The organism is Myxococcus sp. CA033 (genome assembly GCF_013336625.1).
Taxonomy (GTDB): Bacteria; Myxococcota; Myxococcia; order Myxococcales; family Myxococcaceae; genus Myxococcus; species Myxococcus llanfairpwllgwyngyllgogerychwyrndrobwllllantysiliogogogochensis.
Genome location: NZ_JABUMU010000031.1, coordinates 58,857 through 80,789, shown reverse-complemented (window position 1 = coordinate 80,789; position 21,933 = coordinate 58,857). Strand labels below are relative to the sequence as shown.

Below are 21,933 nucleotides of genomic sequence, written 5' to 3'. Positions count from 1 at the left end.
TCGCTCATCGTCGGGCCTTGGCGTGGCCGCTCACTTCACGTCGTAGACCTTGTGCAGCGGGGCTCCGTCGCGGTGCAGGTCCACCTCCAGCCGGCGGGCGGTCTTCAAGAGCGCGTACGTCTCCAGCGCCTTCTCTGGCGTGTCGAGTGAGATTCCATTGACGCGCTGGATGACGTCGCCGTTCTGGAAGCCAAGCTTGTCGTAGAGCGAGCCCTCGCGAATGGAGAAGAGCTTGAAGCCCTGCGCCTTGCCATCCTTGAAGGCGGGGACGATGCGGGCCTGCATCGCCATCTCCGAGTGCCGGGGCTGCAACGTGTCGACGAGCGGGTCCTTGCTGGTGATTTCGTAGGCGTTCTCGCCCACGCTTCGGATGTCCACGCTCGAGTCGGAATCGTCGAGCGGGGGCTTGGTGAAGAGATGGAACGTGCGTGCTGCGACCAGTGCTCCCGCGAGGATGAGCGCGCCAGAGAGGAACCACGCGTACCGCCGGAAAGTCTTGTGCTTCATCGTGTCCTGCCTCCTCCCCCGTGAAGGGTGAAGGAGACAAGAGCAAGCTCGATGCCAGGGACGTGCGCGTGTCTGTCTTCACTCGGGGCCGCGTCGCGCCGGGGCGGGCCCGCGTTGTCTTGCGGGCCTGGCGAAGACCCCTCCTGTCACGCGTCGCGGATTCACGGGTGACAGGGTGTCGTGACAGGTTGTCACGCGACGCGATGGGGACAGAGTGGCGTCGGTTGTACGACAGTTGACCGGGTGCTGCCGTGTCACATGCATCCGGAAGAAGCGCGGCTCGGAGAACCGGGCGCTCGCCATGAGCGAGCCCGTGCTGCTTCGTTGTGAGTATTGGCACCAGGGCTTGCCCCGACACGCGAAGGGAAGACGGCCGGGAGGTCAGCCGCCGTCTTCCCCTCGTCCCGGTGCGGGCCGACTACTTGGTGAAGGTGATGGGGCCGCTGGAGAGCGTGGTGTTGTTCGCTCCGTCGACCGCCCGCACCCGCCACGTGTGGCTGCCCGCCGCGAGGCCCGTCAGCGTCGTCTGCTCGGTCCCCACGCCGTACACCTCGAACTCCCACAGCGAGTACCCATAGCCCGTGGCGCGCTGGATGCCTCGCATGCGCACGTAACGGCCCACGCCGCTCAGGTTGAGCAGGTCATCCTGCGCGCCATTGCCGTTGGCCTCGGTGTACACGGCCCTCCACGTCGTGCCGTCCACGGAGGCCTCGATGGCGTACTGCTTGCCGTACGCCGCCTCCCAGAACAGGTTCACCCGCTTGATGGAATACACGCCGCCCAGATCCACGGTGATGGACTCCGTGTCAGGGCTGGCCACGTCGGTGCGGCTGGACCAGCGCGTGGCGGTGACGTTGCCGTCCACCGCGTCGTTGGGGCTGCCGAACTCCGACGACGTCGCGGAGACGTTCTTCGCCAGCGCCAGGTTCGTCGACGTGCCCACGTAGGCCTTCGGCGTCACGTCCGGCGCGCGGTCCGTGCCGTCCACCACGAGCACGTACCTGGACACGCCCGCGCCCACGTCCGTCGTCTGCTCCCAGATGAACGTCGTCGACGCACCCGGCACCGCCGCGCCCGCCGCGGGCAGCAGCGCCGCGAAGGCCGCCGGAGGCGCCGTGTCGTTCAACGTGAAGGTCGCCGTGGCGGACTGCGTGACACCGCCCGCCCAGTTGTAGGCCCTCACGAACCACGTGTGCGCGCCGTTGCCCAGCGCGGCGTTGATGACGGGCGCGGAGTTCGTGCGCGTCGTCGCGACAGGGAAGGGGCTGCCGTCCAGGAACACCTCGTAGCGTTGGATGCCCGTCTGCGGGTCGCTGCTCGCCGTCCACGTGAAGTTCGGCCGCGTGGTGATGGTGGAGCCCGGTGCCGGCGTCTGCAACGTGAACGCCGTGGGCGGCGTCGCATCCGTCAGCCCGAAGCCCTGGATGCCCGCGCCGTACTGGAACAGCGGGTTGCCATAGATGGGCAGGATGGGCAGGCCCTGGGCAATCCGAGACTTGATGGCCGCCCGCTCGGCGGCGGTGGCACCCAAGTCGAACGGGATGTCCCACTGCTCCAGTTGGTTGTTCTCCACGTCGGTGCCGACCTGGTCCATGCCCCTGGGCAACTGCCACGGCAATTTGCCGCGCGGGAACACGTCGCCGAAGAGGATGTCCGCCACGGCCGGGCCTCCCGAGTCTCCAGGCCGGTACGCCACCAGGAGCGCGTTGGTCTGCGGGACGACGTTCGTCAGCACGTACGGACGCGGCAGGATGAGCACCGTCGTCGTGGGGATGTTGCGCGCGCGGAAGCCGGTGATGAGGCCGTACTGGTTGCCCCACTTGGCATCATGCGCCGGGCCAATCGGGTCTCCGGGCAGGTAGGGCTTCTCCTTGTCCCACTCGGTGCCGTGGGTGAAGTAGCTCTCGCCCACCACGACGATGGCCGCGTTGGGCGTGACTCCCGCCGGAGCGTTGTCCTTGTAGACGGTGATGCCGGCCGCCTCGGCGCGCTGTTTGATGGCCTGGTAGATGGTCAGGTCCCCGAACTCCGTGCCGTGGAAGTCCGAGCGCCACGTCACCATGCAGGGGCCCGCATCCGCGCAAGGCCCCGCCACGACGATGCTCGAGCCCGCGCCCAGTCGCAGCGGCAGCGCGCCGTCGTTCTTCAAGAGCGTCATCGCGTTCTGCGCCGCGCGCCGCACCAGCGCCTTGTGGTCCGCCGTGTGCCACTCGGAGGTGCCCGCGAGGCCCCTGCGGTACGGGTCCTCGAAGATGCCCAGGCGGAACTTCAGGTCCAGAATCCGGCGCACGGAGTCGTTGATGCGCGCGATGGGCACCGCCGTCTCGAAGTCGCCCATCTGCGCGGGATTCGCCCCGCCCATGACGTCCGAGCCCGCCGTCGCCGAGCGCGTCCACGCACCCGACGGCAGCCAGTCCGAGCAGATGACGCCCTGGTACCCGAGATTCACACGCAGGTAGTTGAGGATGCCCACGCTGTCACCGGCGCCGTAGCCTTCCGGGCCCAACAGCCAGCTCCCCGCGTAGCCGGGCATGATGCCGCTGGTGCCCGCCTCCAGCGCCGCGTGCCACGGACGCATGTGGTAGTGGATGGTGGTGCCGTCATAGGTGATTCCGGCCTCGCCGCCCGCGCCCTGGCCGGGCCAGTGCTTGGTGGTCACCCAGATGGAGTGCGGGTTCACCTCGGGACCGCCCTGCAGGCCCGCGATGAGCGCGCGGGTGAGACCCGCCGACAGGTCCGCGTCCTCACCGTTGCCCTCCTGGATGCGCGGATAGAGGACCTTGGTGCCCACCTCCGCCAGCGGCGACAGGGTGCCTCGGCTGCCCACCGCGAGCTGCTCGCGGCGTTGCATGTCACCCAGCTCGTAGACGGTGTCCAAATCCCTGGAGGCGGCCAGCGCCGGCTGCGTGGGCCAGCTCGTCTTGTAGCCGTGGATGGAGTCACCCGCGTCGACGTTCGGGATTCCCAGCCGCGTGCCCGCGGAGGCGCGCTGGAAGCTGACGATGTCCTCCGGACTCAGCGGGCCCATGGTGAAGCCCGCCTCGGGGAAGGTCTTGGCCTCGTAGAACATCTGCAGCGCCTTCTCGCGCGTCGTCATCCGCGCCATCAAGTCGTTGACGCGGGTGGCGATGGGGTTGTGCCAGTCCTCGTACGGGTCGATGACGCCGTTCTTGTTCAAGTCGCGCATGCCGTTGATGAGCGCGACGCCGTCCGCCGCCGTCTCGACGACCGGCAGGTACAGGCTGAACTGGCGCAAGTCCGAGCGACTGGTGGCGCCGCTGGCCTGCGTGGCCACGACGTACCACTTGTATGTCCAGCGGTCCGGCAGGTCCTGCGTCAGCGTGAATGACGTGCCCGTCGTGGTGGTCATCAGCGTGTAGCGGTCCAGCAGGCTGCCGGCGGCCATCCAGTCGTAGTCGACGCGGCTGATGTTCAGATACAGCTTGTAGTTGGCCGCGCCCGCGACGGCGGCCCACTGGAACGTGGGACGGCGCGTGTTCGTCACCATGGCGTTGTTGGCCGGAGCGACGACGGCGAACGCACCCGCGATGGCGGGAGGCGCGGGTGCCTGGTACGGGTCCGGGATGATGGTGCGGTCTCTTCCGTCCGGAGGCCCGCCCGTGGTGAAGATTTCGACCTTCCACTCCGCGCCCTGCACCGCGAGCGAGGTGACGCTCTGCCCGCGCAGCACCGTGCCGGTGGACGTCGTCACCGCCAGCCGGATGTCCGTGTTGGGCGCGGTGGGCGAGAACTGATTCTTGGAGAGCGTAATCGTCGTATTGGGAGCGAAGGTCAGCTCGTAGGTGAAGGGCCCGGGCGGGTTGCGCACCGACGGCGTGGTGTTGCCTTCCTCCGGCGTGGGCGTGACGCTGATGGGCGCGGGCGAGACATTGATTTTCGCGTACGCCAGCTCCGGGAACATCAGCTTGATGGTCTGGTTCGTCGTCTGCGGCGGCGGCTCCTGCGGTCCGTCACCGGGCGCGTAGACCTCGAAGTCCCAGAGGGAGATGCCGTAGCCGGTGCCTCGGGTGATGCCGCGCACGCGTACGTAGCGGGCGGAGCCGGACACGGTGACTTCGCGGCGGCCCGGCGCGCCGTCGGTGATGTTCGTCGCGAGCGGTGACCAGGTGCTGTCATTCGTCGAGCCTTCAATCGCATACGTCGACGGATAGGCGCCCTCCCAGTTCAGCACCACCTTGCCGAGCGTCCTCGCCGAGCCCAGGTCCACGCGAATCCACTGGCCGTCCAGCGGGTCCGAGGACCAGCGCGTCGTCGTGTTGCCGTCCACCGCATAGCCCGGCGTGAGGTGGGCCGCGTTGCCCTCCACCGTCGATGCCGTGGCGGGACGGTTCTTCGCCAGGTCGCCCGTGGTGGCCGTGCCGCTGTAGACGGCGAACTCCCACAGCGAATAGCCGTAGTCCACCGCGCCGCGCACCGTGCCGAGGATGCGCACGTAGCGGCCCGTGCCTGACACCGTCAGGTCATCCGTCCCGCCGTCGCCGTCGGTGATGGTGCGGAGGTCCGTCCAGTTCGCCGCGTCCGGGGACGTCTGCACCTTGTAGCCGATGGCGTACGCCGTCTCCCACGTCAGCACCACGCGGCTGATGGTGGTGCTCGCTCCCAGGTCGACGTAGAGCCACTCGTTCGCGGTGAAGGTGCTGCCCCACCGCGTGCCTCCATCTCCATCCACCGCGTAGTTGCCCGTGAGTCCCGGCTCCGCGGACGACGTCACCGTCGGTCGGTTGAGCGCGAGGTTTCCGGCCTGGGCGCTCGCGTCCGCGCCGAACGCCATCACACCCACTGCTACCGCTGTCGCACACACCCGCGTCAGCAGACTCCTGACACGGTGCGTGGCCTGCACAAAAGGGGTTGGTAATCGCATGGGGACGAAAAGCGGGCCGCTGGAGAAAGTAGGGGAGGGGGTGAGCCAGCGCATACCGAGACGGTTCTGCGTCCGAGCGGTCCTTTCCTTTCAACCCACGATTCTATTTCTTCGGACGGCAAAGAAAGTCAAACGAAGACCCGCTAACGCGGCAAGTCGCGAAAGGTGTGACGGTGCTCCGCGTTGAAGTTTCATCAGGTTACGCGGGTGCCGCGTTGCGTTGTCGACAAGGGCGTCGGGTGCGGGCGCGCGGCGAGTGTTGTCGCGCGCCCACTTCGACCGATGCGGGTTCAGCGCGTCTCGTTCTGCTTCGCCCACGTGGCGACTTCGGGCGTGCGTGACTCCACCCAGGCGCGGAACTCATGGGCCTGGGAGAGGTACACCTCGCCGCCGCCCGCGCCACTGGAGGGCGGGTGTCCGAAGAAGCGCGTGTGCACCTCGCGGGCGAGGGTGCCCACGTCGACGCCGTGGGCCTTCGCGAGCCGCTCGAGGAACTCCTGGAAGTGCGCGCCGTCTATCTTCATGGCGTCGGCGGCCTGCACCAGGCTGTCCAGGTGGGTGGCGCTCTGCCCCAGCGACGGGTGGTCCGCGATGAGCTTCTGCACCTGCTCCGGCGACATGGCCAGGTCCTGGCACAGCCGTTGGTCGAGCAGCTCCGGCCCCAGCGTGATGAGGTTGCGCGCGAGCGTGGCGTCCATGCCGCTGGCCGTGAGCAGCTTCACCTGTTCCTCTCGGGTGCGCTCCTTCTCCGGGTCCAGGTACTTGGCGCCGAGTCCTCCGAGGAACAGGGCCGCGCCGAGCACCTGGAAGCCCGGTGCCCAGCTGAAGAGCGCCGCTCCCGCCATCAACGCGCCGCCCAGGGCCTGGGCTCCAGACGCGCTGGCCTTCCAGCCGTCGCCCTCGCGCAGATACTGGAAGCTCTGCAACGCGTCTCCCGCCGCGCCCAGCACCGCGCCGATGGCGGACGCCTTGCCGAGCGCCGCGACGGTAGAAGCAGCCGTCGCCGTCTTGCCGAGCACGCCAGCGAGGAACACTCCGCCATCCGCGGTGAAGCTGAGGCCGTCGCCGACAATCTTGAGCTTCGCGGCGAGGTCCGCCTGACTCCAGTTGCTGGCGTCTCCGGCGAACGCCGTGCCGACGACGAGCAGCCCCAGCCCGCGCAGCGCCTGTCCCCGAGGAGAGTTCGCGCTGTAGGGCAGGCCCGTCTCCTGTTCCGTCAGGAGGGCGTTCAGGGACTGCGTCGTCTTGCGCACGTCCGCTTCGGAGGTGCCTGGCTTGATGGTCCGCAGCAGGCGGACGTAGGCCTTCATGTCGTCCGGCTTCATGCCGAACACATCCGAGCAGCGCGCGAGCCCGTCGAAGATTTTCTGGGCGGTGCCCGGGGACTTGCCGCCGGCCGCGAGCAGGGCGCCGGTGCCCGCGCTCTTCACGAGCGCGAGGGCGAGCTTCTCGTCGAAGTCCTTGCCGTCCTTCAGCTTGCCCACGACGTCGAGGAAGAGCGGTGCGTCCTCCGCCTTGGCCGCGAGCTGTCCGGCGAGGTAGCTGGCTCCGCCCTGTGTCTCCGCCATGCGGGGCAGCTCGCGAGCGAGCGCGGCGACACGCGGGTCATCCGCGCCTTGAGGCACGCCGTCCGGCGCGGCGGTGGCGAGCAGCTTGCCCAGCCGCTCGAACTCCGCGAGGTCCTTCTGGATGCCGGCCTGCCCGACGTAGGTGGAGATGAAGTCCTTCTGCTGCTGGGGCGTGAGGATGGCGGAGGGGCCGCCGAGCAGCGCGGTGAGCTTCTTCTGGTGCAGCTCCGCCTTCTCCGCGGCCACGGCGAACTCACCGCGCACGCCGTCGATGGCGCTCCACAGCGTGCGGTGAAGCGCCGCCTGGTCCTTGCCGTAGGTGGGCGCGGTGCTGCCCGGCGCAATCACTTCCCTCCGATTCAGCGAGCGCTCGATGTCGAACGCGAGTCGGGTGCCGAGCCCGAAGTTGACGGCGGTGCGCACCGCGCTCGTCATCGACATGTTCACCAGACCCGGAGGCGCATCGCGCGTGAAGGCCTTGCCCACCATTCCCGCGGCGGGGTCCTTCAAGAGTTCCGTGGCGCGCGTCAGGGAGTAGAACGTCTGGTGCTCGATGCGGTTCTCCTGGTCCGCGAGCTTCTTGAGCACCTCCGGATTTTCCAGGTCGGGCTGGCGCAGCGGCGGACGGGGGTGGAGCTGGCGGTTCGTCTCCGGAGACACGCCGGCGAAGAGCTGGCCCATCTTCGCCAGGGACGGCTCGGCGGCGCGGACGAACGCCTCCTGGTAGACGGGGTCCGGGTTGCTGGCGATGAACTGCTCGAACTGACGCGCGCCCTGCTCCAGGCTGTTCTTGAGCGTGCCCTCCAGCGCCTTCGCGTCTTGCGCCGCACGCGTCTTCACGTCCGTGCCGGCGGAGACGCTGACGATGCCCACGCCCGACTTCGGAGTGGTGAGCTCGGGCTCAGGGACAGGGAGTCCCTGGGCAGCCTCGTCGAGCCTGCCCGCGATGGAGGCTCCAACGCTCTTGCCCGCGCTCACGCCTGCGTTGGCGGCTGGACTCGTGGCTCGCGAGGCGCCCTCCAGCGCGGTGAAGGACGGCTGTCCCCGAGTGGGAGAGAAGAAGACGCCGAGCTGCTCGCGCGTCATCGCCACGGGGCCACCGGTATGCAGTGGGTCCGCGACGAGGTACTTGCCGTCGGGTGTCTTGCCGAGGATGGCGTTGAGGTGGCCGATGTCTCCGGAGCCCATGCGCTCGGGGAACTGGTCGCGCCACTTCGCGTTCGTCTGGCCATTCGCGATGACAGGGTTTCCCGCCGCGAGCTGCTGGTCCAGCGCCTCCCAGCCCTGGCCGTAGCGAGAGCCGAGGCCCGCGGCCTTGATGCCATCACCCACCATGGTGCCGCCCGTCAGCTCGCGGTCCCTGTCCAACTGCGGCACGCGCGTGCCGTCGGACGCCTTCACGTGGGCGAACTCGCTCTCGCGACGTGGGCTCATCAGCGCGCGGGCGTAGTCCACCTGTTGCTCCTTGGAGAGCCCCGGGGGCATGTGGCCCGTGTATGCCAGTGACATCGCGAGGCTCGCGGGCCCGCAGTTGGTGCTGCCGCGCGGACCGGTCGGGTTGTACTCGGAGGTGAACTGGGTGATGAACGCGGCTTCGGCGGACATGGCCGGCCGTCGTGCGCCGCCCTGGTTCGTGAGGGCCTGGGTGAGTGCCTCGCGTGTCCCCGCCGCGTACTGGCCGGTGGCCGTCACGTCGTGTTCTGTCTGGAAGCGCTCCAGTGCCGCCGCTGTCTTCGGGCCGTACTGGCCCGGCCCCGTGGCGACCTGCTCCTCGGTGAGATAGCCCAGCGTCACCAGCGCGTCTTGCAGCGCCTTCACCTCGGGGCCGGAGTCGCCGCGCTTCAGGTCCTTCAGCGGAAGCGGGACGGGGGCTTCCTCTTCTTCTTCGGGAGGAGGCGGAGGCGGTGGTGGCTGGAGCCGCTCGCGGTGGACGGCGCCGCCGTCACCGTCCTCGAAGCGGGAGGTCGAGTCGAAGCCTTCCGTGCTGGAAGTGTCTTCCTGCTCGACGACGTGGTTCTGAGACGATGTCTCGTTCCGGGCTGTTTCAGTCGCGCCTTCGGATGAGATGGTTTGAGTCGGACGTGATGAGCCGTCGACACGCATGGTGTGTTGCTCCCCCTCTGATATCCAACGCACCTACGGCTCAGCGGCGGCTCGATTGCGTGGCCGTGTGTCGCTTCGGTGCGCTCGCGGGGGAGAGACAACGTTTCAGTCGCCACCTCGTCCATCCGGGGCGAGGGGCGGGCCCGCACCAGCATGGCCGGGGCCGCGTTGGAGAAGCCCAGACCTGAACCCTTCCTCAAACGCCGGCGCCCCGAATCGCCAGCTCTCGGGCGCAGCTAAGTCTCGGAGCATCTGTCAGCTCTATCTGGTATTTCACGATCTTCAGTCGACGACGGACTCCCGACGAATGGGGGCCATCGCCAGGAGGGCTTCGCATGTCGCCGCGATGGTCGATTCCGCTGCTGCTCGTGATGATGGCCGGATGCAGCGGCACCACGAAGCCCGTGCGCCTGCACACGGGCAACGGCGAGCCCATCGTCTTCACCCCACTCAGCGGCGATGCCGCGCCGGTGGAGTTGGACGAAGACGACTTCGTTGAAGCTGTAGAAGTGCTCGCCCAGAACGTGCGGCCGTCCACTCGTCCCCAGGAAATGGCCCGGCGGTTGTTCGAGGTGGGTTCGCGCAGTGGCTCGTACCTGTACGAGCCACGCGGCCACCGCGTCATCCCGTTGGGACCGGGCGAACACCTGGAGGGCGAACAACCCGCGACAGAGGTGGAGCTGACGCGCGCATACCTGCGCTGGTGCGAGCGCACGAACAAGCCCGGCGATTGCCTGCGCCTCCTCGTGGAGAGCCCCACGGTCACCGGGGATGGCCGTTACGCCCTGGCCATGGCCTTGGCACAGGGCGTCGTGTTGGACGAGATGCTGGACGCCTTCAAGGACATGACCGACCCCCAGGCCATGATGTCGGCGGTTCTTTGGACGTGGACCACGTACTGCATCTTGCTCGTGGTGCCCGAGCCTTTCTCGAAGGGCGTGGCCGCCGTGATGACCGCCTCCCTCATTGCCTACGTGGGGGTCGATACGTTCTGGACCCTCATCGTGGGCTTCAAGCAGTTGGTGGAGGAGGCGGAGCGGGCCACCTCGTTTGACGAACTCCGCGAGGCGGGCGAGCGCTACGGCCAGGTCATGGGCCGCAACGCGGCGCGCGCGTTCGCCATGTTGGCCGTGGCCGCCATTGGAAACACGGCGGCGGGGGTGGGGTCGAAGGTGCCAAGGCTCCCCGGCGCCGCGCAGGCAGCGGTGCAGGCCGAAGCGCAGGTGGGCCTCAGGCTCGCGGCGGTCGCGGACGTGGGAGCGGTGACAGTGAGCGCCGAGACCGTCACCATCGCCCTCGCCCCCGGTGCCGTGGCCATGGCGGCCAAAGACACGGGCGGCGGCGCCTCCGCCAAGGCGCGTCCCATGGGCTACAGGGCCTGGGGCTCGTTCAGTGGCTTCAAGAAGGCCATGGGCCCGGCGGGCAAGAACAAGGAGTGGCACCACATCGTCGAGCAGACCCCGGGCAACGTGAACCGCTTTGGCCCCCAGGCCCTCCACAACACCGAGAACATCATCCCTCTGGACAAGAGCCTGCACGCCGACGTCAGCGCTCTCTACTCGTCGATTCGCCATTCCATCACGCAGTCATATACACAGACCGTGAGGCAGTGGTTGAGCACGCAGCCCTACGCGGCTCAGCGCGAGTTTGGGCTGCTGGCCATGGAGAACGTGAGGAAGGGGCTCTGGTGATGACGTTGGAGAAACTGGTCGAGCAGTTCGCGCTGAACGTGGCGGCGCAGACCGATGCCATCCGGCGAGGAGATGCCAAGACGGGGAACCGCCACGCCAAGCAGTACATCGCGGCGCTTCAGCAGCTCCGTGCGCAGGGCGATGCGGGTCGGGAAGCCCTCACCGTGCTGCTAACGCATCCCCGCACGGACATTCGCGCCATGGCGGCTGGGTTCTTGCTCCGCTACCGGACGGCGGAAGCCAAGGCCGTGTTGGAAGCTGCGGCCAAGGAAGGAGGCGTCGGCGCCCTCGACGCAATCATGACCCTGAGACACTGGGAGAACGGAACCTGGGCACTCGATCCAGAGTAGCCGCATCGGTCGAACAGAAGGGCCACCGAGCCCCCAGGCTGCCCCCCGACGGGAGGCACCCAAAGGTGCCTCCCGGTGACTCCTGTCACGGACTTCGGCTCAGGCGCTGACGCCCACGCCGATGGGGCAGCTCACGCCGGTGCCGCCCAGGCCGCAGTACCCACCAGGATTCTTCTCCAGGTACTGCTGATGGTAGTCCTCGGCGAAGTAGTACTCGGGCGCCGGGATGATTTCGGTGGTGATGGTGTCCAGGCCCTTCGCGGTGAGCGCCTTCTGGTAGGCGTCCCGACTGGCCTCGGCGGTGCGCTTCTGGGACTCGCTGGTGGTGTAGATGCCGGAGCGGTACTGCGTGCCCTCGTCGTTGCCCTGCCGCATGCCCTGCGTCGGGTTGTGGCTCTCCCAGAAGACTCGCAGCAACTGCTCGTAGCTGAGCTTCTTCGGGTCGAACACCACGCGGACCACCTCGTTGTGGCCCGTCATGCCGCTGCACACCTCGCGATAGGTGGGGTTGGGCGTCAGGCCCCCCGCGTAGCCCACGGACGTGCTGTACACGCCGGGCGTCTGCCAGAACTTGCGCTCGGCGCCCCAGAAGCAGCCCAGGCCGAAGATGGCGACCTCGTGGCCCTCCGGAACAGGCCCCTTCAGCGGAGTGCCCAGCACCTCGTGCTTGGGGGGAACGGACATCTCCTCCGTACGGCCCGGCAGCGCCTCCGCCGGGGACGGCATCCGCAGCTTCTTGGTGGAGTTGAAGAACATGCCCTAGGAATAGCCTCCCGCCCGTCTGGTTTCACCCCTAGAAGGAGCAGACGGCCAGACAGGCGGTGTTGGGGCCACAGGCCCTCCTCCGCCAAGGTAGGCCGACCTGCCCCGCTGAAATAGGGTCTCCCACCGAATGCGCCTCCCCATCGCCACGGCCTTGTTGTGTCTCGTCCCCTCCCTCGCGCTCGCCGGTGCGGATTCCCGCTGCCGCGCCAGCCGCTTCTCCGCGCAGGAAATGAAGGGCGCCTCCGCCCAGCAGCGCCATGCCGCGTATGTGCAAACATGTGCGCTCGACGAGGTGGTGGAGCTGACGAAGCAGCTGGTGCGCTTCAAGACGGTCAGCAGCGAGGCGCCTCCCGCGAAGAGCCCCGACATCGCCGCCATGGGCCGCTTCCTCCAGAAGTGGGCCAAGGCCCATGGCATGGCGTACCGCGTCGTGGGCGACAACGACGTGTTCGAGATTGCCTGGGGCGAGGGCGCGCCGACGCTGGGCCTTGTCTTCCACGGTGACGTGGTCCCCGCCCCCGTGCACGAGTGGAAGCGCCCGCCCTTCGAACCCTATGTCCAGGAGGGCCGCCTGTTCGGCCGGGGCGTGGAGGATGACAAGGGGCCGCTCGCGTCGGCGCTGGTGGCGCTCGACCACGCGCGGAGGCTCGGGCTCAAGCCCCAGGGCAAGGTGCTCGTCATCGTCGGCAACGGCGAGGAGAGCGACTGGAACGGCATGGCGAAGTACGCGGCCACCGAGCCCAAGCCCACGCACGTCATCTCCGTGGACTCGGGCTACCCCGTCGTCGCCGCGCAGTCCGGCTTCGTCGCGTGGAACCTCGTCGCGCCCGTGGGGCCGGCTCTGAAGTCCTCCAAGGTCGCGCTGCGGCCGGTGGACGTGAAGGCCGGCGAGTTCCTCACGCAGGTGCCCGGCATGGCCACGCTGAAACTCCTGCCCGGTGAGGAGGGCTCGCTCGCCGTTGCCCTGGAGACCGTCAGGAGCGCCGTCACCGAGGAGCAGCGGGTGCGCCCCGGGCTGAAGGCGGACGTGAAGGAGGAGGGTGGGGCGGTGGTGCTCACCGTCCACGGCAAGGCGGTGCATGCCTCCATCGCCGACGAGGGAAACAACGCGCTGTGGGGCCTGTCCGGTGTCGCGGCGAGGCTGCTCATGGAGGACAACGGCATCGCCGCCATGCTGCACGTCCTGGCCACGCGCTTCGACCGCGACCACCACGGTGAGAAGCTGGGTCTCGTGTACTCGGACGGCGGGCTGATGGGGACGCTCATCGTCTCGCCCACCGTGCTGCGCGTGGCGGATGGCAAGGTGAGCCTGGGCGTCAACATGCGCCGTCCCCAGGGGAAGGATGCGGCGGCGTTCAATGCTTCGCTGGACCACGCCGCGGAGCGCGTGGGCCAGGACTCCGGAGGCCGCGTGAAGGAGGGTGGCGGGCGCTACGTGGGTGACGCGCACGTCGCGGACACGTCCGGGCCGCTCGTCACCACGCTGCTGGACATCTACAAGCGTCACAAGAATGCACCGGACGCGAAGGCGACGTCCGTGCGCGGCGGCACCTACGCGCGGCTGTTCCCCAAGGCGGTGGACTTCGGCCCTGGCTTCCCGGGCGAGGAATACACCGGCCACGCGCCCGACGAGTCCATCTCGCTGGAGAGCCTGGACCTGGGCACGCGCATGCTCGCGGAGGCCATCCACACGCTGGCCCTCACGCCCGCGCCCGTCTCCGCGCAGGAGAAGTAAGGGCTACACCCGCGCGGGTGGGCTCTTCGCGCGGGGCCAGTACACGCGGAAGGTGGTGCCCTCCTCCTCCGAGGAGCGCACCTCCACGCGGCCGCCATGCGCGCGGGCAATCTGGTGGACGATGTAGAGGCCCAATCCCAGGCTGCGCTGCTTCTGATACGTCGAGGCCGACTCGGACGTCGCCACCGGCGTCTTGAACGGGTCGAAGATGCGCGGCAGCAGCTCCGCGGGAATGGGCTCGCCGCGGTTGTGGACCTCCAGCACCACGTCGTGGGCCTCTCCACGCACGCGGGTGTGCACCGGCGTGTCGCCGCCTCCGTGCTGAAGTGCATTGGACACCAGGTTCCCCAGCACCTGCGCCACCCGGTCCGGGTCCCAGTCGCCCGACGTGTCTCCCGACGACTCGAACAGGAGCGGACGCCCCGGGTGGCTCACCTGGAGTTCTTCCAGCGTCGCCTGACACACGTCCGCCAGGTCCATCGGCTGGGGTGAGACGGGGATGCCCTCGCCCAGCTTGCTGCGCGCGAAGTCGAGGATGTCCGTAATCATGCGCCCCATGCGCCCGGCGGACTTGCGGATGCGCTCCACCGCGCGGCGCTCCGGTGCCTCCAGCTCCTCCGCTCGCGCCAACTGGAAGGCCGAGGCGCCAATGGCGTTGAGCGGGTTTCGCAGGTCATGCCCCAGGACGGCGAGGAGCTGTTCCCGGAAGTCCACCGCGCGCTGGAGCGAGGCCTCCGTCTGCTTGTGATGGGTGATGTCCACCAGGACGCAGCCCAGGCCCAGCAGCCCCGAGGCCTGGGGCTCGCGCACCGGATAGAAGGTCACCTGCCACATGCGCTTGCCGCGCGGCGGCATCAGCGAGGTCGGCGTGGCGAACTCGAAGGACTGCAGGGGCTCGCCCGTCTCCAGCACGCGCCGAAGCAAGGGCTCCATCAGGTCCGCCACCGCCTTCGGCTGCATCTCCCGCAGCGTCCGGCCCAGGTGCGCCTCGGGCGGGAAGCCGTTGATGTCCGCCAGCGTCTGGTTGATGCGCAGGTAGCGCAGCTCCGGGTCCAGGAAGGCCATGCCCAGGGGCGAGGCCGCCAGCAGCGCGTCGAGCAGCGCCAGCGAGCGCTGGGCCTCCACCCGCGCATCCCGCTCCATGTCCTGGAGCCGGGCCTGGAGGATGTACGCGGCGGCGCGCTGACACATGGTGCGAAACAGCAACAGGTCCGCGTCGGAGAAGCCAAAAGACGTACGCGAGCCCAGGTATGCCACGCCCAAAAGCCGCGTTCCTTCCACCAGGGGCACGCCGTAGACGGCGCGCAGCCCCACGTCGCGCAGCACCGGCAGCACGACGCGCGAGTCCGTGGAGGCCGAGCGCAGCGTCATGGGCTGGCGTGTCGCGGCGACCTCGCCGACGAAGCCCTCGCCCAGCGCCAGCGAGCTGCCCAGGGCCTTGTCTCCGCCCAGCCCCACCGCGGCGCGCACCACCAGGCGGTCCGCCTCCAACATCAACACCCCCGCCGAGTCCACGGTAAGGGTCGACTCCATCACCACGTTGAGCAGGCGCACGAGGAGCGTGTCCACCGCGGGGCCGTCCAGCGTGGCCTGTGCCATGCGGTCCAGCGCCTGGAGGCTGCGCTGTCGCTCCTCCGCGAAGCGCTGCACCGTCCGCACCACCGTCCGGTCCAGGGCGCCTTCCAGTCGCTCCAACTCCCCGGGTTCGAGGGGCCGGGCCTGGGCCTCCAGCCTCCGGAGGATGCACTTGCGAAGGAGCGCGTACTCGGCCACCACCTCGCCCAAGTCGAAGCCCTGGTCCAGTCTCACCACCGCGTGCTCGTCCGCCAGCGCGGTGTCGGGGCCCTGTTCGCCCTGGTCGAGCGCGTCCGCCAGCGACACGAGCAGCCCCGGCATGTGGTCCAGCAACCAGGAGGGCTTTTCGCGCAAGCCGGCGTGGAGCGCGTGCATCGCATGCTCCCACTCCGACAAGAGGGCCTCTCGATTCGCGCGCAGGAAGTCCGACGCCCTGAGCGGTGTTTCCCGCTCGGGCTCGCCGTGCTCCGTGGAGCGTGTTTCCGGCTCCAGCATCACCGACCTCCTGAGGCCCCGCCCCCTCGCGCCGCCCTGACCTGAATCTGGGCACCTGGGCAGTTGTATGTATGTCCGGCCCCTCCGTTTGGCGGGAGTCGCGCGTGCGAGGGCCACCCCGAACCCTCGTCATCCGAGGAGCCCGCGTGGCGCCCGCCGGAGTCGTCCGTCGCTCCCCGCTGGACGAGGCCTTCGTCCGTCCACCGGCAATCGGTTGACCCCGAAGGACGACGTCGGGGGCTGTCGGAGTGCACGCGCTCGGTTAGGGTGAGTGGCAGATGCGCACCCTCCTGCTGACCCGCTCCGATGTGTCTCGCAATCTCCAGGCGCTCACCCTGCTGGAGGATTTGCGAGAGTCCTTCCGCACCGATGCCCTGGCACGCACCGTGGCTCCCCAGCGCGTGCGCGCGTCGCTGCACGCCGAGGGCACCGTGATGGCGCTCCTCCCCGGCTGTCTGCCCGGCATCCCCGCGTACACGGTGAAGGTGCACGCGAAGTTCCCCTCGAGCACGCCGGCCATCCAGGGTGTGCTGCACCTGAATGACCTGGCCACCGGTGAGCTGCTCGCGGTGATGGACTCCGGACACCTGACGGCGGTGCGCACGGGGGTGATGGGCGCGCTGGCGGCGGACGTGCTGGCGAGGCCGGACGCGAGCCGGGTGGCCATCATCGGCGCGGGCGCGCAGGCGGTGATGCAACTCAAGTCGCTGCGCCTGGTGCGCTCGCTGTCCCACGTGCGGGTCTACGACACGGACCCCACGCGCGCCTTCGCCTTCGCCACGCGGATGTACAAGGAGCTGAACCTGCCGGTGCGGCCCGAGGACTCCGTGGCGGACGCGGTGGCGGACGCGGACATCGTCATCGCCGCGACGTGGAGCCGGCAGCCCTTCCTCCACCCCGGCATGGTGCGACCGGGCACGCACGTCACCACGCTGGGCGCGGACGAGCCGGGCAAGGCGGAGGTCTCCGCGGAGCTGCTGCGACAGGCGCGCTTCATCTGCGACCACCGGGGCCTGTCCGTCACCAGTGGGGCCGTGGGCAACGTGGGGCTGGGCGAGGACGCCATCCACGCGGAGCTGGGCGAGGTGATTGCCGGGCTGAAACCCGGCAGGACGTCTCCACAAGAGGTGACGGTGTTTGGCGCGGTGGGGCTGCCCTTCCAGGACCTGGCGGCCGCGTGGCACGTGTATCAAGCCGCGCGGGGGGATGACGCCATCCAGGGCCTGGACTTCAGCGCATGAGGGTCTGGGACTCGCTCATGTCGCGGTTGGGGCTCACGCGGCCGGAGCTGCGCGCGTGGGCGATGTACGACTGGGCGAACTCCGCCTACGTCACCACCGTCATCGCGGTGGTGTTTCCCATCTACTACGCCTCCGTCGCGTCGAAGGGGCTGGAGCGTGAGGTGGCCATGGGCCGCTTCGCCGCCGTCACCGCCGTGGCGCTGGGCACGGTGGCGGTGTTGTCGCCCGTCCTCGGCGCGCTGAGCGACAGGGCGGGCCGACTCAAGGCGCTCTTGGGCGGCTTCCTCGCCTTGGGGTTGCTGGCCACGGTGGGGTTGGCCGGCGTGGGGCCCGGTGACTGGGCCTGGGCGCTGGTGTGCTTCGGTCTGGGCAACGTGGGGGTGACGGGCAGCATCGTCTTCTCCGACGCGTTGCTGCGGCACATCGCCAGGGACGAGGAGCTGGACCGGGTGTCCACCGCGGGCTACGCGCTGGGCTATCTGGGGGGCGGGCTGCTGTTGGCCGCGCAGCTCGTGTTGCTGGTGAAGCCCGGCTGGTTCGGGCTGCCGGACGCGGCGGCGGCCTCGCGCGTGTCCTTCGTCACGGTGGCGCTGTGGTGGGGCGCGTTCTCGGTGCCGCTGTTCCTGCGCGTCCCCGAGCCTCGGCCTCCGAGCGGCGCGCCCCTGCCCCGGCTGTCGCTCACCGGCGTCTTCTCTCAGCTCGCGGAGACGCTGCGGGCACTGCGGCAGTACCGGCAGGCCCTGCTGCTGTTGGTGGCGTATCTGCTCTACAGCGATGGCATTGGCACCATCATCCGGCTGTCCACGCTGTATGGGACGGAGCTGGGCATTGGCCAGGGTGCGTTGATGGGGGCGCTCCTGATGACGCAGGCGGTGGGCGTGCCCTGCGCGGTGTTGTTCGGCAAGGCGGCGTCGCGGGTGGGCTCGAAGCCGGCGCTGATGTTCGCGCTGGCGGTGTACGTGGTGGTGACGTTCCTGGGCTACTTCATGAGCTCGCCCGTGCACTTCTTCGCGCTGGCGCTGCTGGTGGGCATGGTGCAGGGCGGGAGCCAGGCGCTGAGCCGCTCGCTGTTCGCGCAGATGATTCCGCGTCACCGCGCCGCGGAGATGTTCGGCCTGTTCAGCGTCTTCGAGAAGGTGACGGCGGTGGCGGGCCCGCTGGTGTTCGCGGCCACGGTGGAGCTGACGGGTTCCAGTCGCCTGGCGGTGCTGTCGCTGCTCGGCTTCTTCGGCGCGGGCGCGGCGGTGCTGTGGCGCGTGGACGTGGAGGCAGGCAAGCGCGCCGCGCGCGAGGACGACGCCCGCGCGGGGTGGAATGATGCTCCGCTGACGACCGCCGCTCCCGGGGCCGCCCGCGCGGACTAGCGCTCAGTGTTCGACAGGAGGCACCTCTCGGGGGGCGGAGAAGAGGCTGTCGCGTCCATGGCGCAGCACCACTTCTCCGTGGAGGACCTCTGTCACATCGTCGAAGGACACCGCGAAGTCATGGCGGCGCAGCAGGCCCTTCTCCACGATGAGCTCCTTCTCCGTGATGTCGATGATGCGGCCAATGGTGTGGCCATCATTGCCGCGGACCTTCATTCCCTTCTGAATCTCGGCTCGGCTGAACATGGGAGCTCCCTGGGGGCGTGGGAGAAGCCCCTCGTGGCCAAGCTGGAGAGGGACCTCGCCGGGTGCAACGCCCGCACGGTGAGACGGCCCCTCGGAGGCTTTGCGGGAGACGGCTACCCCCGCGACTCGGCGCCCGGGCGTGCGGGTGATGTTTCAGTCGACAGGGATGTTTCACAGGAGGCAGGCGACCGACGCGGTGAGTCCGGGAATGGGCTGAAGCCTGGTTGCACCCGCGCCCGCGCGTCCCCATCGGTGTGAGGAGGTCTGTCTCCAGGACTGAAACAAGCGAGCCTTCCCGGGAAGGAAGCGTGGATGCGACGCATCGCCGACTATGCCCTCCTGGGTGACTGTCATTCCGCGGCGCTGGTGGGACGGGACGGCTCCATCGACTGGGCCTGCTTCCCACGCTTCGATGCGCCCGCTGTCTTCTGCCGCATCCTGGACGCGCGGCGGGGCGGCAGCTTTGGCGTGTCACCCGAGGGCCCCTTCACCGCCACGCGCGCCTACGTGGAGGACACCAACGTCCTGGCCACCGTCTTCACCACGTCGCGTGGTGTGCTGGAGGTGGTGGACTGCATGCCGGTGTCGCCCGGCGCGTCGGGCGGAACGAGCGTGAGCACTCGTCACGCGCTGCTGCGGCGTGTGCGGTGTCTCGACGGAGAGGTCCGGGTGCGCGCGGTGGTGGCCCCGCGCTTCGAGTATGGCGCCTTCGTCCCTCGCGTGCGGCTGACGTCATCGCGCACCGCGGAGGTCGTTGGCGGCGCGGACGCGCTGTGGATTGCCGCCACGCATCCGCTCATGGCCCATGAGTCCTCCCTGCGCGCCCGCTGGACGCTGCGCGCGGGAGACGAGGCGTGGATTGAAGCCGCGTGGACGCCGTCCTTCGTCGAGCGGGTTCCCACGGACGCGCCGTCCCTCGACGACTTCCGTCGCCGCCTGGAGGACACGCTCACCTTCTGGCGGACGTGGATTGGCCGCTGCGAATACACGGGCGAGCACGCGAGGGCGGTGCGGCGCTCGGCGCTTACGCTGAAGGCCCTGACGTACGCGCCCACCGGGGCGCTCGTGGCCGCGCCCACCACGTCGCTGCCCGAGGAGCTCGGGGGCTCGCGCAACTGGGACTATCGCTTCACCTGGTTGCGGGACGCGTCGCTGACGCTCATCTCGCTCCTGGTGCTGGGCTACCGCGAAGAGGCGGATGCCTTCCGGTACTGGCTGCGGCGCACCAGCGCGGGGCGCGCGGAGGACGTGCAAATCATGTACGGCATCCAGGGCCATCGCCTGATGCCCGAGGTGGAGCTGAGCCACCTATCCGGACACGCGGGCTCGCGCCCGGTGCGCATCGGCAATGGCGCGGTGAAGCAGCTCCAGCTCGACGTCCCCGGAGAGCTGCTGGAGGCGACGTGGCTGTATGCGCGCGCGGGCGGGCCGGTGACGCCGAGCAACTGGGCCTTCCTCTCCGGACTCGTGGAAGAGGTGTGCCGACGCTGGCGACTGCCGGACCAGGGGCTGTGGGAGATGCGGGACGCGCCTCGACACTTCATCCACTCGAAGCTCTTGTGCTGGGTGGCGCTGGACAGGGGGTTGCGACTGGCGCGGGAGCGAGGACTGCCGGTGCCGCTGGTGCGCTGGGCTCGGGAGCGCGAGGCCTTGCGTCGCTACCTGATGGAGTGCGCGGCGGACGGCTGGTTTCCGCAGTCGCGGGGCTCGGACGTGGCGGATGCGTCCACGCTGCTGGTGCCGGCCCTGGGCTTCCTTCCCCTGGCGCATCCGCTGGTGCGCGGCACGGTGCGGCGGGTGCGCGAGCGGCTGGAGTCCGGTGGCCTGCTGTACCGCTACCTCGCGCCGGACGGACTGTCGGGCGGAGAGGGCGCCTTCCTGCTGTGCTCCTTCTGGTTGGTGGATGTGCTGGCCCATGAGGGACGGCGGGAGGACGCGGAGGTGCTGCTGTCGCGGCTCTTGGGACTGGCCAACGACGTGGGGCTGTACGCGGAGGAGGCCGTCCCGCTCACCGGCGAGGCGCTGGGAAACTTCCCCCAGGCCTTCACGCACATGGCGCTGGTGTCTTCCTGCGCGCAGCTCTCCGCGGTCCATGCGCTGGAGCAGCGGCGCCCGCCCGAGCAACCTCGGGACTTCGCGGCCGTGGCCCTGGAGCACCTCCTGGAGTCCCGGGGCAGGCTGGGGCGGCAGGCCGCCGCGGCGTTGCCCTGGCCGCTCGAGCCAGACGCGGTGGCCACCCACTGAAGAGGGCGCTTGTCCGGACGCCCGCATGGCATCCGAGCGGAGAGGTCAGGCCCGTGGTCGCTCGCCGGAGCGTGTCCATCTTCGCCCTGGGGAGGTGCGCATGGTCGTCGGCTTCATGGCATCGCGAACGGGGCGTTGGCTGCGAATCGTGACGGGCTCCTGTCTGGTGCTGGGCGGGTTGCGTACCGGGACGGCCCGGGGCGCCGCGGTGGCCCTGCTGGGCCTGGGACCCCTGGTCGCCGCATCACTGGACCTGGTGTTGCTGGGGCCCCTCTTCGGGCTTCCCATGCGCGGCTCGGACATCCGCCGCGAGCTGGGCGTCACGGGAGAGGCCTCGCTGCTCAACGGCCACCGGCGCGCGTCCTCGCGCTGCGTCTCGATGACGCTCCACTGACGATCGGCCCGCGCGCCGTCACGGTGACGGCGCGTGGGCGCTCAGCTCTCTCCCACCCGGAATGGGATGTTGAGCGTCCCCAACGACTCGCCGCTGTTCGCGTCCACGGGTCGCGCCTGGAGCACGACGCCGTTCTCCCGGCCGGTGACGACCTGGAAGTAGATGAAGCCCTGTACGGTGCCGCCGTCCGCCAGCGTGCCCTCGGGCAGGGACTTCTGGAGCATGTCCCGCGTGGGCAGGGGCTCCTCGCATTGATACGTCGTGTAGGGCCCCGGGTAGTACGGGCCATAATATGGGTAGAAGGGACTGCCCCACGCGCCTCGCGGTCCGTAGCTCCAGTTGCCGGTGCGCCATGCGGGCCCCGCGCCGATGTACACCGCGCCGCGCCCCGAGCCTCCCGTGCCCTCCAGCGTCCCCTCCATCGACGAGGACGACGCCACCGGCTGTCGCAGGGTGAAGGGTGGCAGCGCGGAGTAGCTGAAGCGCGACTCCGTGCCGACGAGCGAGAAGTCCTCGTAGCGGATGCGCAGCGTCCTGCCGCTCTGGTTCTCCAGTCGTACGTAGACGGGCGTGAGGGCGCGCTCCAGGTTGGAGGGGCTGCCCTTCCACGCGGCGCCATCCGCCACCAAGGTCACCCCCGAGGACTCCGCGACGGCGGTGTCCTTGTCTCCCTGGAGGACCTGGGCTTCCATCGAGGGTTTCAGATTCGATTCAGTGACACAGCCTGCCGCCAGCAACATCGCGGCGACGGGCACGAGCGAGCGCATGAGATG

The 21,933-nt window shown here is 69.3% G+C and carries 14 protein-coding genes; 7 read left to right on the top strand and 7 right to left on the bottom strand.

Annotated features, from left to right (window positions below):
• Positions 1 to 30: 30 nt before the first annotated feature.
• From HUA78_RS47590 to HUA78_RS41295, 3 genes are all read right to left on the bottom strand, one after another.
• Complete coding sequence (locus tag HUA78_RS47590; protein ID WP_174453829.1) at positions 31 to 507, bottom strand: hypothetical protein; 477 nt, start codon at positions 505 to 507, stop codon at positions 31 to 33.
• Positions 508 to 925: 418 nt separating this feature from the next.
• Positions 926 to 5,299, bottom strand: coding sequence for a discoidin domain-containing protein (locus tag HUA78_RS41300; RefSeq protein ID WP_174478711.1), 4,374 nt, complete (start codon positions 5,297 to 5,299; stop codon positions 926 to 928).
• Between the two features lie 380 nt (positions 5,300 to 5,679).
• Complete coding sequence (locus HUA78_RS41295) at positions 5,680 to 9,060, bottom strand: peptidoglycan-binding protein (protein ID WP_174478710.1); 3,381 nt, start codon at positions 9,058 to 9,060, stop codon at positions 5,680 to 5,682.
• Positions 9,061 to 9,395: 335 nt separating this feature from the next.
• On the opposite strand from HUA78_RS41295, the gene HUA78_RS41290 reads away from it, so the two are divergent.
• Both HUA78_RS41290 and HUA78_RS41285 read left to right on the top strand, forming a co-directional pair.
• Positions 9,396 to 10,751 (top strand): hypothetical protein, encoded by a 1,356-nt coding sequence (locus HUA78_RS41290; RefSeq protein WP_174478709.1) that lies wholly within the window; start codon positions 9,396 to 9,398, stop codon positions 10,749 to 10,751.
• Positions 10,751 to 11,101, top strand: a complete 351-nt coding sequence (locus HUA78_RS41285; RefSeq protein ID WP_174478736.1) for a DUF2019 domain-containing protein — start codon at positions 10,751 to 10,753, stop codon at positions 11,099 to 11,101. The genes HUA78_RS41290 and HUA78_RS41285 overlap by 1 nt, the downstream gene beginning before the upstream one ends.
• Positions 11,102 to 11,200: 99 nt before the next feature.
• On the opposite strand, the gene msrA is transcribed toward HUA78_RS41285, so the two are convergent.
• On the bottom strand, positions 11,201 to 11,857 hold the full coding sequence (msrA, locus tag HUA78_RS41280; RefSeq protein ID WP_141640403.1) for a peptide-methionine (S)-S-oxide reductase MsrA: 657 nt from the start codon (positions 11,855 to 11,857) through the stop codon (positions 11,201 to 11,203).
• 136 nt (positions 11,858 to 11,993) lie between these two features.
• Between msrA and HUA78_RS41275 the strand changes: the two genes are divergently transcribed.
• On the top strand, positions 11,994 to 13,601 hold the full coding sequence (locus HUA78_RS41275; RefSeq protein WP_174464918.1) for a Sapep family Mn(2+)-dependent dipeptidase: 1,608 nt from the start codon (positions 11,994 to 11,996) through the stop codon (positions 13,599 to 13,601).
• Positions 13,602 to 13,604: 3 nt separating this feature from the next.
• On the opposite strand, the gene HUA78_RS41270 is transcribed toward HUA78_RS41275, so the two are convergent.
• Positions 13,605 to 15,671 (bottom strand): ATP-binding protein, encoded by a 2,067-nt coding sequence (locus HUA78_RS41270; RefSeq protein ID WP_174453835.1) that lies wholly within the window; start codon positions 15,669 to 15,671, stop codon positions 13,605 to 13,607.
• A gap of 278 nt (positions 15,672 to 15,949) precedes the next feature.
• On the opposite strand from HUA78_RS41270, the gene HUA78_RS41265 reads away from it, so the two are divergent.
• On the top strand, positions 15,950 to 16,912 hold the full coding sequence (locus HUA78_RS41265) for an ornithine cyclodeaminase family protein (RefSeq protein WP_174453836.1): 963 nt from the start codon (positions 15,950 to 15,952) through the stop codon (positions 16,910 to 16,912).
• Entirely contained in the window at positions 16,909 to 18,276 is a 1,368-nt protein-coding gene (locus tag HUA78_RS41260; RefSeq protein ID WP_174478708.1) for an MFS transporter, read from the top strand. Before HUA78_RS41265 ends, HUA78_RS41260 begins: the two co-directional genes overlap by 4 nt.
• A gap of 3 nt (positions 18,277 to 18,279) precedes the next feature.
• Here the strand turns inward: HUA78_RS41260 and HUA78_RS41255 are convergent, their stop codons facing one another.
• Complete coding sequence (locus HUA78_RS41255; RefSeq protein ID WP_141640408.1) at positions 18,280 to 18,522, bottom strand: hypothetical protein; 243 nt, start codon at positions 18,520 to 18,522, stop codon at positions 18,280 to 18,282.
• Between the two features lie 312 nt (positions 18,523 to 18,834).
• Here HUA78_RS41255 and HUA78_RS41250 point away from each other — a divergent pair, with 312 nt between their 5' ends.
• Together HUA78_RS41250 and HUA78_RS41245 are read left to right on the top strand one after the other, a co-directional pair.
• Positions 18,835 to 20,766: a glycoside hydrolase family 15 protein gene (locus tag HUA78_RS41250; protein ID WP_174478707.1), complete on the top strand. Its 1,932-nt coding sequence runs from the start codon at positions 18,835 to 18,837 to the stop codon at positions 20,764 to 20,766.
• Between the two features lie 100 nt (positions 20,767 to 20,866).
• The gene (locus HUA78_RS41245; RefSeq protein ID WP_174453839.1) at positions 20,867 to 21,160 is read left to right on the top strand and encodes a hypothetical protein; all 294 of its coding nucleotides are present in this window, start codon (positions 20,867 to 20,869) and stop codon (positions 21,158 to 21,160) included.
• A 41-nt stretch (positions 21,161 to 21,201) separates the two neighbouring features.
• On the opposite strand, the gene HUA78_RS41240 is transcribed toward HUA78_RS41245, so the two are convergent.
• Positions 21,202 to 21,927, bottom strand: coding sequence for a hypothetical protein (locus HUA78_RS41240; RefSeq protein WP_174453840.1), 726 nt, complete (start codon positions 21,925 to 21,927; stop codon positions 21,202 to 21,204).
• Between the last annotated feature and the right edge of the window lie 6 nt (positions 21,928 to 21,933).

Bases quoted from the DNA above. Each gene is read 5' to 3' on its own strand.
- HUA78_RS41245 (WP_174453839.1), top strand. From the start codon at position 20,867: ATGGTCGTCGGCTTCATGGCATCGCGAACGGGGCGTTGGCTGCGAATC.
- HUA78_RS41250 (WP_174478707.1), top strand. From the start codon at position 18,835: ATGCGACGCATCGCCGACTATGCCCTCCTGGGTGACTGTCATTCCGCG.
- HUA78_RS41295 (WP_174478710.1), bottom strand. From the start codon at position 9,060: ATGCGTGTCGACGGCTCATCACGTCCGACTCAAACCATCTCATCCGAA.
- HUA78_RS41275 (WP_174464918.1), top strand. From the start codon at position 11,994: ATGCGCCTCCCCATCGCCACGGCCTTGTTGTGTCTCGTCCCCTCCCTC.
- HUA78_RS41240 (WP_174453840.1), bottom strand. From the start codon at position 21,927: ATGCGCTCGCTCGTGCCCGTCGCCGCGATGTTGCTGGCGGCAGGCTGT.
- msrA (WP_141640403.1), bottom strand. From the start codon at position 11,857: ATGTTCTTCAACTCCACCAAGAAGCTGCGGATGCCGTCCCCGGCGGAG.
- HUA78_RS47590 (WP_174453829.1), bottom strand. From the start codon at position 507: ATGAAGCACAAGACTTTCCGGCGGTACGCGTGGTTCCTCTCTGGCGCG.
- HUA78_RS41255 (WP_141640408.1), bottom strand. From the start codon at position 18,522: ATGTTCAGCCGAGCCGAGATTCAGAAGGGAATGAAGGTCCGCGGCAAT.
- HUA78_RS41270 (WP_174453835.1), bottom strand. From the start codon at position 15,671: ATGCTGGAGCCGGAAACACGCTCCACGGAGCACGGCGAGCCCGAGCGG.
- HUA78_RS41285 (WP_174478736.1), top strand. From the start codon at position 10,751: ATGACGTTGGAGAAACTGGTCGAGCAGTTCGCGCTGAACGTGGCGGCG.
- HUA78_RS41265 (WP_174453836.1), top strand. From the start codon at position 15,950: ATGCGCACCCTCCTGCTGACCCGCTCCGATGTGTCTCGCAATCTCCAG.
- HUA78_RS41290 (WP_174478709.1), top strand. From the start codon at position 9,396: ATGTCGCCGCGATGGTCGATTCCGCTGCTGCTCGTGATGATGGCCGGA.
- HUA78_RS41260 (WP_174478708.1), top strand. From the start codon at position 16,909: ATGAGGGTCTGGGACTCGCTCATGTCGCGGTTGGGGCTCACGCGGCCG.
- HUA78_RS41300 (WP_174478711.1), bottom strand. From the start codon at position 5,299: ATGGCGTTCGGCGCGGACGCGAGCGCCCAGGCCGGAAACCTCGCGCTC.